Annotated in this window: 15 protein-coding genes; 10 read left to right on the top strand and 5 right to left on the bottom strand. The window is 73.3% G+C overall.

Annotated elements, in window-relative coordinates:
* Positions 1–50 precede the first annotated feature (50 nt).
* On the top strand, positions 51–887 hold the full coding sequence (locus tag GA0070564_RS05070) for a DUF3027 domain-containing protein (RefSeq protein ID WP_091603122.1): 837 nt from the start codon (positions 51–53) through the stop codon (positions 885–887).
* Between the two features lie 4 nt (positions 888–891).
* Here GA0070564_RS05070 and GA0070564_RS05065 read toward each other — a convergent pair whose 3' ends face one another.
* Positions 892–1152, bottom strand: a complete 261-nt coding sequence (locus GA0070564_RS05065) for a DUF2530 domain-containing protein (protein ID WP_091604588.1) — start codon at positions 1150–1152, stop codon at positions 892–894.
* Between the two features lie 89 nt (positions 1153–1241).
* Between GA0070564_RS05065 and GA0070564_RS05060 the strand changes: the two genes are divergently transcribed.
* The 5 genes from GA0070564_RS05060 to thpR all read left to right on the top strand — a co-directional run bounded on the left by GA0070564_RS05060 (position 1242) and on the right by thpR (position 5904).
* Positions 1242–2723: an NCS2 family permease gene (locus GA0070564_RS05060; protein ID WP_091603119.1), complete on the top strand. Its 1482-nt coding sequence runs from the start codon at positions 1242–1244 to the stop codon at positions 2721–2723.
* Positions 2724–2838: 115 nt separating this feature from the next.
* Complete coding sequence (locus GA0070564_RS05055; RefSeq protein WP_176730544.1) at positions 2839–3288, top strand: MarR family winged helix-turn-helix transcriptional regulator; 450 nt, start codon at positions 2839–2841, stop codon at positions 3286–3288.
* A gap of 69 nt (positions 3289–3357) precedes the next feature.
* A complete protein-coding gene (locus tag GA0070564_RS05050) occupies positions 3358–4644 on the top strand; it encodes an MFS transporter (protein WP_091603116.1) in 1287 nt (428 codons plus the stop codon).
* A gap of 186 nt (positions 4645–4830) precedes the next feature.
* Complete coding sequence (locus GA0070564_RS05045; RefSeq protein ID WP_245669808.1) at positions 4831–5322, top strand: hypothetical protein; 492 nt, start codon at positions 4831–4833, stop codon at positions 5320–5322.
* Between the two features lie 3 nt (positions 5323–5325).
* Entirely contained in the window at positions 5326–5904 is a 579-nt protein-coding gene (gene thpR, locus GA0070564_RS05040) for an RNA 2',3'-cyclic phosphodiesterase (RefSeq protein ID WP_091603111.1), read from the top strand.
* A gap of 22 nt (positions 5905–5926) precedes the next feature.
* On the opposite strand, the gene GA0070564_RS05035 is transcribed toward thpR, so the two are convergent.
* From GA0070564_RS05035 to GA0070564_RS05020, 4 genes are all read right to left on the bottom strand, one after another.
* Positions 5927–6913, bottom strand: a complete 987-nt coding sequence (locus GA0070564_RS05035) for an aldo/keto reductase (protein WP_091603109.1) — start codon at positions 6911–6913, stop codon at positions 5927–5929.
* A 63-nt stretch (positions 6914–6976) separates the two neighbouring features.
* Positions 6977–8062, bottom strand: a complete 1086-nt coding sequence (gene sepH / locus GA0070564_RS05030; protein ID WP_091603106.1) for a septation protein SepH — start codon at positions 8060–8062, stop codon at positions 6977–6979.
* Between the two features lie 188 nt (positions 8063–8250).
* A complete protein-coding gene (gene serC / locus GA0070564_RS05025; protein ID WP_091603103.1) occupies positions 8251–9378 on the bottom strand; it encodes a phosphoserine transaminase in 1128 nt (375 codons plus the stop codon).
* A 309-nt stretch (positions 9379–9687) separates the two neighbouring features.
* Positions 9688–10794 carry a citrate synthase 2 gene (locus tag GA0070564_RS05020; protein ID WP_091603100.1) on the bottom strand — a complete coding sequence of 369 codons (1107 nt, stop codon included), beginning with the start codon at positions 10792–10794 and terminating at the stop codon, positions 9688–9690.
* A gap of 278 nt (positions 10795–11072) precedes the next feature.
* Here GA0070564_RS05020 and pdxH point away from each other — a divergent pair, with 278 nt between their 5' ends.
* The 4 genes from pdxH to GA0070564_RS05000 are packed head-to-tail and all read left to right on the top strand — an operon-like array spanning position 11073 to position 14545.
* A complete protein-coding gene (gene pdxH / locus GA0070564_RS05015) occupies positions 11073–11699 on the top strand; it encodes a pyridoxamine 5'-phosphate oxidase (RefSeq protein ID WP_091603098.1) in 627 nt (208 codons plus the stop codon).
* The gene (locus tag GA0070564_RS05010; RefSeq protein WP_091603095.1) at positions 11696–12988 is read left to right on the top strand and encodes an MFS transporter; all 1293 of its coding nucleotides are present in this window, start codon (positions 11696–11698) and stop codon (positions 12986–12988) included. Before pdxH ends, GA0070564_RS05010 begins: the two co-directional genes overlap by 4 nt.
* Before the next feature lie 25 nt (positions 12989–13013).
* The gene (locus GA0070564_RS05005; protein WP_091603092.1) at positions 13014–13940 is read left to right on the top strand and encodes an aldose 1-epimerase family protein; all 927 of its coding nucleotides are present in this window, start codon (positions 13014–13016) and stop codon (positions 13938–13940) included.
* A 2-nt stretch (positions 13941–13942) separates the two neighbouring features.
* Positions 13943–14545 (top strand): nitroreductase family protein, encoded by a 603-nt coding sequence (locus GA0070564_RS05000; RefSeq protein ID WP_091603089.1) that lies wholly within the window; start codon positions 13943–13945, stop codon positions 14543–14545.
* Positions 14546–14555: the final 10 nt, after the last annotated feature.

Below are 14555 nucleotides of genomic sequence, written 5' to 3'. Positions count from 1 at the left end.
CAGCACGGCGGAGAAGCTCACCGGGGAGTGCCTGTCGGTCCGCGCCGGGCATGGGGAACAATGGACCGGTGACCAGGCCCGCCTCCACCCGCGTCCGCCTCGACCAGGTCTGCGCCGCCGCCGTCGATGTGGCGCGCGCCGCGATCACCGAGGTCGACCCCTCCGACGTCGGCGCCCACCTGCAGGCCGTCGCCGAAGGTGATCGGCTCGTCACCCACTACTTCGAATGCCTGATGGCCGGCTACCGGGGCTGGCGCTGGGCGGTCACCGTCACCCGGGTCCCCCGCAGCCGCACCGTGACCATCTGCGAGACGGTCCTGCTGCCCGGCTCCGACGCGCTGCTCGCCCCCGGCTGGGTGCCCTGGCAGGAGCGGCTCAAGCCGGGCGACCTGGGCCCCGGCGACCTGCTGGTCACCCCCGCCGACGACGACCGGCTCGCCCCCGGCTACCTGCTCTCCGACGACCCGGCGGTCGAGGAGACGGCGTGGGAGCTCGGCCTGGGCCGTCCTCGGGTGCTGTCCCGGGAGGGCCGCGCCGAGGCCGCCCAGCGCTGGTACGACGGCGACCACGGCCCCGACGCTCCCATCTCCACCGCGGCGCCCGCCGCCGCCCGCTGCGGCAGCTGCGGCTTCTACCTGCCGCTCGCCGGCGCGCTGCGGCAGTCCTTCGGCGCCTGCGGCAACTTCTACGCCCCCGACGACGGCCGGGTGGTCTCCGCCGACCACGGCTGCGGCGCGCACTCCGAGACGCTGACCGAGACCCCCGAGACGCCCGTCGACGAGCTGCCGACCGTGTACGACGACAGCGCCGTCGAGGCGATCTCGGTGAGCCGCGCCCCCGGCTCGGTGGAGGCGTCGGAGCCGGCCGAGCCGTACGGGCACCCCTGACCGGTCAGCCCCGCGCGGCGGCGGCCTCCCGGCGGCGACGCCGGTGCGCGTCGTGCCGCATCATCGTGGCCAGACCGGGGAAGCCCCACAGGAAACCGGCCAGGCAGGTCCAGAGCCAGTTCTGGTGGCCGTGTTCGGTGAGCCAGCCCCGGAAGAAGATCAGCAGGACCAGACCGGCCACCGCCCACGCCACCAGCCCGGCGAGGACGAAGGGGACCATCGGCGGGTCGAGCGGCTCCGGCCGCGGCGGCTGCTGCTGAGGCACCGGCAAAGCGTACGCGATCGCCTTCCCCTGCCGGCCACTGATCTGCGACGATGCGCGCGACAGTCCGAAGATCACCTGCGAGGGACCTGATGGCCATTGCGCCGCCGCCGGACCACGGCACCGTTCCCGATCCCGCTCACCCCCGCTCCGGATTCGACCGTTTCTTCGAGGTCTCCGCCCGCGGCTCGACGATGAGCCGCGAGGTGCGGGGTGGCCTGGCCACCTTCTTCACGATGGCGTACATCGTGGTGCTCAACCCACTGATCCTGGGCGGGGCCGTCGACGGCGACGGCAACAAGCTCCCGATCCCCGCGCTGGCCGCCGCGACCGCGCTGGTGGCCGGCCTGATGACGATCCTGATGGGGCTGGTCGGCCGGTTCCCGATGGCGCTCGCCGCCGGGCTGGGCGTCAACGCGCTGGTCGCCTTCGAGATCGCCCCGGAGATGACCTGGGCGGACGCCATGGGTCTGGTGGTGATCGAGGGTGTGGTGATCGCGATCCTCGTGCTCACCGGGCTGCGTACGGCGGTGTTCCGTTCGGTGCCCACCCAGCTGAAGACAGCGATCGGCGTCGGCATCGGGCTCTTCCTCACCATCATCGGCCTGGTCGACGCGGGCTTCGTGCGACGGGTGCCGGACGCGGCGAACACCACCGTGCCGGTGGGCCTGGGCATCAACGGCAAGATCGTCAGCTGGCCGATGCTGGTCTTCGTGGTGGGCCTGCTGATCACGATCGTGCTGGTGGTACGCCGGGTGCGCGGCGCGATCCTGATCGGCATCCTCGCCTCCACCGTGCTGGCGATCGTCGTGGAGGCGATCGCGAAGGTCGGCCCGTCGTTCGTCAACGGTCAGCCGAACCCGAAGGGCTGGTCGCTGAACGTGCCGGCGCTGCCGGAGAAGGTGGTGGACGTCCCCGACCTGTCCCTGATCGGCAACTTCAACGTGCTGGACTCGTGGAGCCGGGTCGGCTGGCTGGTGCCGTTGATGTTCGTCTTCACGCTGTTGATCACGGACTTCTTCGACACGATGGGGACGATGGTCGCCATCGGCCAGGAGGGGGACATGCTCGACGAGCGGGGCACCCCGCCGCGGGCGCGGGAGATCCTGCTGGTGGACTCGATCGCCGCGGCGGCGGGCGGCGCGGCCAGTGTCTCGAGCAACACGTCGTACATCGAGAGTGCCGCCGGTGTCGCGGAGGGCGCCCGCACCGGCGTGGCCAACCTGGTCACCGGCGTGCTGTTCCTGCTGGCGATGTTCCTGGCGCCGCTGGCGACGGTGGTGCCGTTCGAGGCGGCCTCGACCGCGCTTGTGGTGGTGGGTTTCCTGATGATGACTGCGGTGCGGACCATCGACTGGACCGACTACGAGATCGCCGTGCCGGCGTTCCTCACCATCGTGCTGATGCCGTTCACGTACTCGATCTCCAACGGCATCGGCGCCGGCATCATCACCTACGTCCTGGTGAAGCTCGCCAAGGGTAAGGCCCGCGAGGTGCACCCGCTGCTCTACTTCGTGGCGTTGCTGTTCGTGCTGTACTTCCTGCGCGGGCCGATCGAGTCCGCGGTGCTCTGACGCCCCGCTCCGGGCCGGGGGCGAACCGGATACCTGGCCCGGAGCAGGGCAAACCTCCCGTGAGTGTGGTCATATCGCATGTCGTTAGCCATGCTCATTAGATAAGCTAACGACTGTGACGGAGCGGACGGTGACGGCGGAACGCGTGCCACCGGCGCAGCTGGCCCCCCAGCTGCGGGATGCGATCACCCGGCTCAACCGGCGGGTCCGACAGGCCCGCCCGGTCGGTGACCTCACGGTCACCCAGCTCTCCGCGCTGACCAGCCTCAAGCTGGCCGGCGCGCTGACCCCACGGGAGCTGGCCGACATCGAACGGGTGCAGCCGCCCACGATGACCAGGATCGTCGCGAAGTTGGAGGAGCGCGGCCTCGTGCAGCGCACCCCCCACCCGACCGACGGACGGCAGGTCATCCTGGCGGCTACCGAGGGGGCCCGGGCCGTGCTCGAGAAGTTCGAGCGGGCCCGCGACGAGTGGCTGGCCAGCCGGCTCGAAGCGCTCGGCGAGGAGGAACGCGACACGCTGCGGCGGGCCGCCGAGATCCTCCAGCAGCTCGCCCGCGCCTGACCGCACCTCGCGGTCCGCGCCGTCCGACGTCGATGACGCGTACGCGCGACCCGAGGAGGCGCACCAAGAGTGCAGGCGAAGCTGAGCACGATGTTCCAGTCCCTGAAAGTCCGCAACTACCGGCTCTTCGCCACCGGACAGCTGATCAAACTGATCGGCGTCTGGATGATGTTCATCGCCCAGGACTGGCTCGTCCTCGACCTCTCCGGCAACTCGGCCACCGCGCTGGGTGTGGTCACCGCCCTCCAGTTCACCCCGGTCCTGCTGCTCACCCTGATCTCCGGCCGCCTCGCCGACCGGTACGACAAGCGCCTGCTGCTCTTCGTCGCCAACGCGTTCTGGACCGTCCTCGCCCTGGCCATGGCCGCGCTGGTGATCACCGGGCTGGTGCAGCTCTGGCACGTCTTCGCCTTCGCCGCCCTGCTCGGCACCGCCAACGCCGTGGAGACCCCGGTCCGGCAGGCGTTCGTCAGCGAACTGGTCGGCACCGAGCTGCTGCCCAACGCGCTCTCCCTCAACGCGGCCACCTTCAACTCGGCCCGGATCGTCGGCCCGGCCGTCGCCGGCCTCGCCATCGCCGCCTTCGACGTCGGCCCGGTCTTCCTGGTCACCGCGTTCAGCTCGCTGGCCCCGCTGGTCAACGTGGTCCGGATGCGCCCCGCCGAGCTGCACCGCAAGGAGCTGCCGCCGATCGGTGAACGAGACCAGGCCAAGGTGATCGACGGCCTGCGGTACGTCTGGCGCCGCCCCGACCTGCTGCTGCCGATGGTGATGATCTCGATCATCGCCACCTCGCTGTTCAACTTCCAGCTCACCCTGGCCGCCCTCGCCAAGACCGTCTTCAACACCGGCGCCGCCTCGTTCGGCCTGTTCAGCAGCGCCCTGGCGGTCGGCGCGCTGGCCGGGGCGCTCGCCGGCACCGGCCGCCGCAGCCGCCCGTCGGTCTGGGTGGTGCTCGGCGCGGCGGTCGCCTGCTCGGTCTTCGGCACCCTGGTCGGCTTCGCGCCCGCGTACTGGCTGGTGGTGACCCTGCTGCTGCCCACCGGCTTCTGCATGGTCTTCTTCGCCCAGGCCGCCAACCAGCGCATCCAGCTCGGCGTCGACGCGGCCTTCCGGGGCCGGGTGATGGCGCTGTGGGTGCTGGTCTTCCTCGGCACCAACCCGGTCGGCGCCCCGGTGATCGGCTGGCTCGCCGAGACCTACGGTGCGGGCGCCAGCATCTGGATCGGTGGGCTGATCTCGCTGGTCACCGCCCTGCTCGCGCTCACCTGGCAGCTGCGCCGCTCCGGCGCCCGGCTCCGGTTCCGGGTGCTGCCGATGCCCCGGTTCTACGTGGTCTCCGCCCCGGACTGCTGACCGCCCGGCAGCCGGCGCGGGTCAACGGTCGCCGCTCGACCGCCCCGGCGGGCGGCTGATCGGATCCGGTCCGGGTGCGCCCGGCGCCCGGCGGGACGGCCGCCGGGCGACGTTCCGGATAACGCCAATCCGGTGGCGGCGGCTCTCCGCTGGCCTTAGCGTCGAGATGTGGGTGACCCTGGTGCGGTGACGCTGACCCTGGCGTTCGTCGCTGTCGCCTGCCTACCGGCGGCCTTCGCCGCCCTCTTCTGCGCCGACGAGATCATCGACCGGGTCGCCTGCCGTTGGGCCGAGTGGCGCGAGGGGCGGCGGGAACGGCGCACCATCGCCCGGCTCGACCGGGCCCTCGAGGCCGACTCGCTCACCCGGGACATCGACCTCACCGAGTTCGACCGGGACGGCCGCCGGCCGCTGGAACAGGTCGCCGCCGACCTGCGCCGCCTCGGTGGGCACCGGCGCGCGGCCACCGGCCGGTCCGTGGTCTGGCACGGCGCGGTGATCGAGGCGTACGACGAGCGGCTGCGGGCCGCCTGTCAGGCCCTCGGCATCCCGGAGCACCTCGCCGACCTGGACGGCGTCGACCGGGAGATCGAGCGGCTGCGGGTCGAGGGCCTGCTGCACGCCGCCGGCCTCACCCTGCCTGCCGCCCGCCCCGAGCAGCGCCAGCGGCACCGCTGACCGGTGCGACTCTTCGTCGCCGTGTACCCGCCCCCCGCGGCGGTCGACGACCTCACCGACCGGGTGACCCGGCTGCGGGTGGGCGCCGCCACCGCCGCCGGGACAAACGTACGGCTCGCCGACCCGGCGAACGCCCACCTCACCCTCGCCTTCCTCGGTGAGGTGGAGGGGAGCCGCCTGACCGAGGTGACCAGCGCCCTCGGGCTCGCCGCCGAGACGTTCCGGGCCGGGCGGGACAGCTCCCCGCGACTGCGCCTCGGCGGCGGTGGCAGCTTCGGGCGGGGCCGGTTCACCATCCTCTGGGTCGACCTGCGCGGTGACGTGGCGGAACTGTCCACCCTGGCCAGACTGATCCGCATCGGTCTGCGCCGGGCCAGGCTGCCGCACGACGAGAAGCCGTTCCGGCCGCACCTGACCATCGCCCGACCCGGCGACCGGATGGACGCCGCCGACGTGGCGGCCGACCGGGCCGCTCTGGACGGCTACCTCGGCCCCGAGTGGCCGGCGACGGAGCTGGTCCTGGTTCGCAGCCACCAGGGCCCCCGCCCCACGTACGACCGCCTGGCCGCCTGGCCCCTCTGACCCGGCCAGGCGGCGGGCCGACCTACCAGGCCCAGGCCTCCGGGCCGGGGCCACCGTTGCCGACCGGCGGGAAGAGCTCGTCGAGGCGCTTCAGCGTCGCCTCGTCCAGGTCGACGTCGAGCGCGCCCAGGTTGCGGTCCAGCTGGTCCATGGTGCGCGGGCCGACGATCGGGGCGGTCACCCCCGGCCGGGAGAGCAGCCAGGCCAGCGCCACGTCGGCCGGGTCGTGGCCGAGGTCCGCGCAGAGCTTCTCGTACGCCTCGATGGTCGGTCGGTGCTCGGCCAGCGCGTCGGCGGCGCGGCCGGACGTGCCGCGCGCGGCGCCACCCTCCGCCATCTTGCGGATCACCCCGGAGAGCAGTCCGCCGTGCAGCGGCGACCAGGGGATGATGCCGAGGCCGTAGTGCTGGGCGGCCGGGATCACCTCCAGCTCGGCGTGCCGGGTGAGCAGGTTGTAGATGGACTGCTCGGAGACCAGGCCGAGGAAGTTCCGCCGGCCGGCGGCGGCCTGCGCCTGGGCGATGTGCCAACCGGCGAAGTTGGACGAGCCGACGTAGAGCACCTTGCCCTGCGCGACAAGCGTCTCCATCGCCTGCCAGATCTCCTCCCACGGCGTGGTCCGGGAGACGTGGTGCATCTGGTACAGGTCGATGGTGTCGGTGCGCAGCCGGCGCAGCGACTCCTCGCAGGCCCGGATGATGTGCCGGGCCGAGAGTCCCTGGTCGTTGGGCCAGTCGCTCATCTTGCCGTAGACCTTGGTGGCCAACACCACCTTGTCCCGCCGGCCGCCGCCCTGGTCGAACCAGCGGCCGATGATCTGCTCGGTGACACCCTCGCCGAGCTTCCAGCCGTAGACGTTCGCGGTGTCGAAGAAGTTGATGCCGTGTTCCAGCGCCCGGTCCATGATGGCGAAGCTGTCCGGCTCGCTGGTCTGCGGCCCGAAGTTCATCGTGCCCAGGCAGAGCCGGCTGACCGAGAGCCCGGTGCGCCCCAGATTCGTGTACTCCATGACTCCACCCTGGCACGCGGCGACTTCGAGTGCCTTACGTTGCCGCGGCCAGGGTGGATCGGATCAGGAGGACTCGCGCGCCGCCGGGCCGGTGCCGAAGAGCACGTCGTCCCAGCTCGGCAGGCGCTTGCGCGGCTTGCCCGACGCGTCGGTGGACTCGCCGGCGGCAGCCGCGGCGGCCGCCGTTCCGGTGCGGCGGGGCCGGAGCACCGCCAGCGACGGCACGGCCGGGACCTCCTTGGGCGCGTCCGAGTCGTCGTCGAACGCCGAACCCTGACCACCGCCGAGCAGTGCCGCCGCGCCCCCGCCGACGGCCCGTTGCCGGGGCGCGTCGGAGCCGGCCAGCGCGGCCGGGGACCGCGGGTCGAGCCCGCGACCGGAGGTGCCGCCGAGCGGCCGGTCCAGCGAGGCCAGCAGGGCGTCCCGCCCGGCCCGGATCGGGTCCCGGCCGGAGCGCGGCTCGCCGGCGGCGGCGGGCAGCCCGTGCCCACCCCGGCTCGGCTCACCGCGCGACGGGCCGGGCAGGCCGTGACCGCCCCGCTCCGGTGCCGGCTCCTGACCGAGGATCGGCGTGGGCCGCTCGGCGCAGAGGTATTGCGCCATGTCGTCGTGCGGGACGACGTTCTGCCGGGTCTTGTCCAGGTCCCAGACCGCCTGCGCGGTGGCCTTGCCCGACGGCCAGGTGGCGATGATCCGCCAGGTGCCGTCGTCGCGGCGGTACGCGTCCCAGGAGATCTTCTCGGTGTCGATGCCGTGTTGGGCCAGCCGGCCGTTGACCACCTCGGCCAGCGGGGTCGGCTTCTCGGCGCCCTTGAGCCGGGTGCGGCGGGCGTGCTGGGCGAGCATGGCCCGCTCCTGGAGCACCGGGCCGGCGTAGCGCAGCACCCGGTCGACCGGCACGCCGGCGACCCGGGCGACGTCCTCGGCGGACTCGCCCGAACGGATCTTCGCCTGGATGTCCCGCGGGGAGAGCGACGGCAGCGGATCGGCGGCGGTCGACACCACCGCGAGCGGCGGGGCCCCCGGCTCGGCGTGCAGCGCCGAGGCGATGCGCTCGTCGATCGGGAGGGCGAGCAGACGCCCGACCTCGTCGGCGAGCACCAGAGCCTGGCCGTCCTCGGAGAGGGCGACGAAGCGTACTGGGCGCATGGCGTAGCCTCCGTCCCGCTTCGCTGGCCGTCACGCCACGAGCCGGCCACCCGGGCGTCTCGGACCACCGTACGCTCATCTGCCCACAGGTGGGGGATCCGACACCCGCATGTCGCGACTGAGCTGCAACGATGATCACGGTGGGTGGTCGCCGGCGGACCGGCGACCACCCACCGTAACGACGGCGTCTACAGTCGCTCGACCACGTGGTCGATGGCGGCGGTCAGCGCCTCCACATCGGCCGGCTCGACCGCCGGGAAGAGCGCCACCCGCAGCTGGTTGCGGCCCAGCTTCCGGTACGGCTCGGTGTCCACGATGCCGTTGGCGCGCAGCACCTTGGCGATCGCCGAGGCGTCCACCTCGTCGGCGAAGTCGATGGTGGCCACCACGTTGGACCGCAACGCCGGGTCCGCCACGAACGGGGTGGCGTACGACGAGCGCTCCGCCCAGCCGTACACGATGCCGGCGCTCTCGGCGGTGCGCTTCGCCGCCCAGGTCAGGCCGCCCTGCGAGTTCATCCAGTCGGTCTGCTCGGCGGCCAGGAAGATGGTCGCCAGCGCCGGGGTGTTGTACGTCTGCTCCAGCCGCGAGTTGTCGATCGCGGTGACCAGGTCGAGGAAGGCCGGGATGTAGCGCCCCGAACCCTTGATCTCGGTCGCCCGCTCCAGCGCGGCCGGCGACATCAGGGCCAGCCAGAGGCCACCGTCGGAGCCGAAGCACTTCTGCGGGGCGAAGTAGTAGACGTCGGTCTCGCCGACGTTGACGTCCAGCCCGCCGGCGCCGGAGGTGGCGTCGACCAGCAGCAGCGAGCCCTCGTCGGCGCCGGGCACCCGGGAGATCGGCACGGCGACGCCGGTCGAGGTCTCGTTGTGCGGGGTGGCGTAGACGTCCACGCCCGCCTCGGCCTGAAGCGACGGCGCGGTGCCCGGCTCCGACTTGCGCACGGTCGGCTCGCCCAGGAACGGCGCGTCCGCGACCGACTTGGCGAACTTCGCGCCGAACTCGCCGAAGCTGGCGAACTGGGCCCGGTCGCGGACCAGCCCGAAGGTGGCCACCTCCCAGAAGGCGGTGGTGCCGCCGTTGCCGAGCACCACCTCGTACCCCTCGGGCAGCGAGAAGAACTCGGCGAGCCCTCGACGCAGCCGGGCCACCTGGTCGCGGACCGTCTTCTGCCGGTGCGAGGTGCCCAGGTAGCTGGTGGCGACGTCGGCGAGCGCGGAGACCGCCGTCGGGCGGACCTTGGACGGGCCGCAGCCGAAACGGCCGTCGGCGGGCAGGAGCTCGTCGGGAATCCGGATGGTCGGTGCGTCAGCCACGGTTGTCTCGATCCTTCCGCATGGGCGAGGGCGGGCCCTTCACGCGGGCACGGATCGGCGGCGGACGCGCGCGCCGGGCGCACGGCGGCCGGGATCCGGGCCCGGTCCGGCGACTCTGCCGGCCTTCATCCTCGCACCCGGCCCGGCCCACCCGGTGGCTGGTCCCACCCCGGCCACTGAGGCATGCGCCACACCGGTCCCTGCTCGGGTACGCGGAAGGCCCCGACCGGGACGGTCGGGGCCTTCGCGGTTGTTAACAGGGGGCCCTTCCTATACCGGAGGCGTTAAGAGGGGGCCCCTCCTTGCGCCTCAGACGCCGTGCGGGATGGCGGCCCAGCCCTCGACGTCGTGCGGCTTGCGGGTGCCCGGGCCGATGTAGCGCGCCGACGGGCGGACCAGCCGGTTGAGCCGCTTCTGCTCCAGGATGTGCGCCGACCAACCGCCCATCCGGGCGCAGGTGAACATCGAGGTGAACATGTGCGCCGGGACCTCGGCGAAGTCCAGCACCACGGCCGACCAGAACTCGACGTTGGTGGCGAGCACCCGGTCCGGGCGGCGCGCCTGGAGCTCGGCCAGGGCCGCCTTCTCCAGCGCCTCGGCGATCTCGAAGCGGGGCGCGCCCAGCTCCTTGGCCGTACGCCGGAGCACCCGGGCGCGCGGGTCCTCGGCCCGGTAGACCCGGTGGCCGAAGCCCATCAGCCGCTCGCCGCGGTCCAGGACGCCCTTGACGTACCCCTCGGCGTCGCCGCTGCGCTCGACGGCCTCGAGCATGGTCAGCACCCGGGAGGGGGCGCCGCCGTGCAGCGGGCCGGAGAGCGCGCCGATGCCGGAGGAGATGCAGGCCGCGGCGTCCGCGCCGGTGGAGGCGACGATCCGGGCGGTGAAGGTGGAGGCGTTCAGGCCGTGCTCGGCGGCCGAGATGAAGTACGCGTCGACGGCCTTGACGTGCCGCGGGTCCGGCTCGCCGCGCCAGCGCTTCATGAACCGCTCGACGATCGTGGAGGCCTTGTCGATCTCCTTCTGCGGCACGGCCGGCAGGCCGAGGCCACGGGCCGACTGGGCGACGAAGGAGAGCGCGGTGACCGACACCCGGGCCAGGTCCGCGCGGGCCTGGGAGTCGGAGATGTCCAGCAGCTGGCTGAGCCCCCAGTACGGGGCGAGCATGGCGACGGCGGACTGCACGTCGACCCGGATGTCACCGGAGTGCACCGGCACCGGGAACGGCTCGGCCGGCGGCAGGCCGGGGCCGAACCGCCCGTCGACCAGCAGGGCCCAGACGTTGCCGAAGGAGACCTGGCCGATCAGGTCCTCGATGTCCACGCCGCGGTAGCGCAGCGCACCGCCCTCCCGGTCGGGTTCGGCGATCTCGGTCTCGAAGGCGACGACGCCCTCCAGGCCCGGTTTGAAGTCGGCCATGTCGCTTCTCCTGGCTTCTGGCTGCTCGGTACGCCCGCGGCGGCTCGCCCCACCCGGCACCTTAGGCGACCCTCAGGGATGTGTTCGTGACATCTTGCCTGCTGGGTAACCGAGCGCGCGACCCACCGCGACTGTGCCGCACGCGACATCCCCCGAGGTGCCCGGCCGTAACACGTCGGCAAGACTGGACGGTACGGGCTGGCCAGCGACCGGAGGGCGCGGACGGCCGCACGAGGGGGAGACGAGCTGTGACAGGCAACACACCCGTCCCGGCGGGCATGCGGCACGAGTACGCCGCCGACCTGGGGTTGACCGAGGCCGACCTGGCCGGGGACTGGCACGCCCAGTTCGACCGCTGGTTCGCCGACGCGGTCGCCGCCGGGCTGCCCGAACCGAACGCCATGGTGGTCGGCACCGCCGACGCGCAGGGCCGGCCCAGCGGGCGGACCGTGCTGCTCAAGGGGTACGACCCGGAGGGCTTCGTCTTCTACACCAACTACGGGTCGCGCAAGGGCGCCGAGGCACTCGCCAACCCGTACGCCAGCCTGGTCTTCCCCTGGTTCGCCATGCAGCGACAGGTGGTGGTCGCCGGGCGGGTGGAGCCGGTGGGCCGGGCCGAGACGCAGGCGTACTTCGCCAGCCGGCCGCGCGGCTCGCAGCTCGGGGCGTGGGCGAGCACCCAGTCGCGGCCGGTGACCGGCCGGGCGGAGCTGGACGAGGCGTACCGGGCGGTGGCGCAGCGGTTCGCCGACGTCGAGGAGATCCCCGCGCCGCCGCACTGGGGTGGGCTGCGGGTCCGGCCGGAGTCGGTGGAGTTCTGGCAGGGCCGGGCCAGCCGGCTGCACGACCGGCTGGTGTTCCGCCGGGTCGACGGCGACTGGGCGATCGAGCGGCTGGCGCCGTGACCGGTGTCAAGGAGGCCCGGCCGCGCGCGGCGCGCCGCTGGGCGATCGACCTGCGCCCGCTGCGGGTGCCCGCGTTCCGCCGGCTGTGGCTCGGCAACACGCTGGCCATGTTCGGTTTCCAGTTCACCACGGTCGCCGTGCCGGTGGAGATGTACGAGTTGACCCGGGACTCGTTCTGGGTGGGCATGCTGGGCGTCGCCGCCTTCGTACCCCTGCTGGTGTTCGGGCTCTGGGGTGGTGCGGTGGCCGACGCCCGGGACCGGCGCCGGGTGCTGCTGGGCGGGTCGGCGCTGCTCTGGTGCTCGGTGCTGGCGCTGCTCGGCCAGGCGCTGCTCGGGGTGGGCAGCCCGGGCCTGCTGCTGGCACTGGTGGCGGTGCACTCGGTGGCGTTCGCGGTCAGCTCGCCGGCCCGGGTGGCGATCCTGCCCCGGCTGCTCCCGGCCGACCTGGTGCCGGCGGCCACCACGCTGAACTACACCACCTTCACCGCCGCGTCGGTCTTCGGGCCGCTGGCCGCCGGCCTGATCTTCGCCGCCGCCGGGACCGGGACGGGCCTGCCGATCGCGTACGCGGCGGACGCGCTGCTCTTCACCGGCCTGGTGGTGGCGACCCTGCGGCTGCCGGCGATGCCGCCGGAGCCGGCCGCCGACGGCGAGGCGAGCCGGGGTGGCATCGCCGGCATCATCGACGGGTTCCGCTACCTGGCCGCCACCCGGATCCTGCTGCTCTCCTTCGTGATCGACCTGATCGCGATGATCCTGGCCATGCCCCGGGCGCTCTTCCCGGAGATCGCCGAGGACCGGTTCGGCGGCGGCGCGTCGGTGGGCTGGCTCTACAGCGCGATCGCCATCGGCGCGATGCTCGGCGGGCTGACCAGCGGCTGGATCGGCCGGATGCGCCGGCAGGGGCTGGCCCTGGTGGTGGCGGTGCTGGGCTGGAGCGCCGCGATCGCGGTGGCCGGGCTGGCCCACCAGCTCTGGCTGATGGTGACGCTGCTCGCGGTGGCCGGCGCGGCCGACCTGGTCAGCGCGGTGCTGCGGCAGTCCATCCTGCTGGTGCACGCCCCGGACCGGATGCGCGGCCGGCTCCAGGGGGTGAACACGGTGGTGGTCGCCGGTGGCCCGCGCCTGGGCGACCTGCGGGCCGGTACGACGGCGGCGGCGTTCGGTGGCGCCGGGGTGGCCTGGGTCGGCGGCGGACTGGCCGCCGGGGTGCTGACGGTGGTGCTGGTGGTGGCCTTCCCGGTGCTGCTGCGTTACCGCTCGGTCACCACGGCCCACCACGACTGAACGTGGGACCGACTAGGGTCGCGGCATGGACAATTCGCCGCGACCCCCGTCCGGGGCACAGTGGACCATTTCCGCCGCCGGGCACGAGGCCGTCATCGTGGAGGTCGGCGGTGGGGTCCGCAGCTACCGGTACGACGGGGTCGACCTCCTCGACGGGTACGACGCCGACGAGATCTGCCCGGGCTGCGCCGGCCAGGTGCTGGCGCCGTGGCCGAACCGGATCCGGGACGGCGCGTACACCTTCGGTGAGCGGTCGTTGCAGCTGGACCTGACCGAGCCGGCCACGCACAACGCGATCCACGGCCTGGTCAACTGGGCGTCCTGGCGGCTGGTCGAGGAGGTCGCCGACGCGGTGACCGTGGAGCACGACCTGCCCCCGACGCCCGGTTACCCGTGGGCGCTGCGGCTGCGGACCCGGTGGAGCGTGGGCGCGGACGGCCTGCGCGCCGAGCACGAGGTGACCAACCTGTCCGCCGAGGCGGCGCCGTTCGGCTTCTCGGTGCACCCCTACCTCTTCGTGCCGGGGGTGGCGGTGGACGACATCGCGATGCGGGTGCCGGGGCGTACCCGGCTCCAGTTGGACTCCCGGCTGCTGCCGGTCGGTGCGACCCCGGTGGCCGGCACCGAGTACGACTTCACCGAGCCGCGGCGGATCGGCCACGCGGTGCTGGACGTCGCGTTCGGCCAGGTGGAGCGGGACGCCGACGGTGGCTCCGCGGTGACGCTGACCGGCGCGGACGGCGCCGGGGTGGCGATCTGGGCGGACGCCGAGTTCGGCTGGTGGCAGGTGTTCACCGGGGACACCCTGAACGGGGATCGGCACCGCCGGTCGGTGGCCGTGGAGCCGATGACCTGCCCGCCGGACGCGTTCCGTTCCGGCCGCGACCTGATCACCCTGGACCCGGGCGGCAGCTGGCGGGGTGTCTGGGGCGTCCGCCCGACGGCGGCCTGACCGTGGAGTTCGCCGAGGTCGTCCGGCGGCGGCGGATGGTCCGCAACTACGACCCGGACCGTCCGGTCCCGCCGGAGGTGGTGGACCGGCTGCTGGAGCACGCCGTCCGGGCGCCCTCGGCGGGGTTCGCGCAGGGCTGGGGTTTCCTGGTGCTGGAGGAGCCGGCGGACCGGGAGCGGTTCTGGGCGGCGGCCACCCCGGGCGGCGGGGGCCGGGAACGCTGGCTGGCCGGCATGCGCCGGGCGCCGCTGATCGTGATCCCGCACGCCAACCGCTCCGCCTACCTGGAGCGGTACGCCGAGGCGGACAAGGGCTGGGCGGACCGGTCGACGGAGCGCTGGCCGGTGCCCTACTGGTACGTCGACACCGGCTTCGCGGCCCTGTTGATGCTGCTCACCGCCGTCGACGAGGGGCTGGGGGCGTGCTTCTTCGGCATCCCGCCGCAGCGGACCGAGGCGTACCGGGAGGCGTTCGGGGTGCCGGCGGAATACCAGCCGATCGGCGCGGTCACGGTGGGTTACCGGGCGCCGGACCATCGCTCGCCGTCGTTGCGCCGGGGGCGCCGTCCGGTGAGCGAGGTGGTCCGCCGCGGGCGGTGGAACTGAACGCGGCGGG

Source organism: Micromonospora mirobrigensis, assembly GCF_900091555.1.
GTDB lineage: Bacteria > Actinomycetota > Actinomycetes > Mycobacteriales > Micromonosporaceae > Micromonospora > Micromonospora mirobrigensis.
This window is presented reverse-complemented; position numbering and strand designations above follow the sequence as displayed.

Coding starts and splice junctions, on each gene's coding strand:
- pdxH (WP_091603098.1), top strand. CDS start 11,073: ATGCGGCACGAGTACGCCGCCGACCTGGGGTTGACCGAGGCCGACCTG.
- GA0070564_RS05005 (WP_091603092.1), top strand. CDS start 13,014: ATGGACAATTCGCCGCGACCCCCGTCCGGGGCACAGTGGACCATTTCC.
- GA0070564_RS05035 (WP_091603109.1), bottom strand. CDS start 6,913: ATGGAGTACACGAATCTGGGGCGCACCGGGCTCTCGGTCAGCCGGCTC.
- GA0070564_RS05020 (WP_091603100.1), bottom strand. CDS start 10,794: ATGGCCGACTTCAAACCGGGCCTGGAGGGCGTCGTCGCCTTCGAGACC.
- GA0070564_RS05070 (WP_091603122.1), top strand. CDS start 51: ATGGGGAACAATGGACCGGTGACCAGGCCCGCCTCCACCCGCGTCCGC.
- sepH (WP_091603106.1), bottom strand. CDS start 8,062: ATGCGCCCAGTACGCTTCGTCGCCCTCTCCGAGGACGGCCAGGCTCTG.
- GA0070564_RS05060 (WP_091603119.1), top strand. CDS start 1,242: ATGGCCATTGCGCCGCCGCCGGACCACGGCACCGTTCCCGATCCCGCT.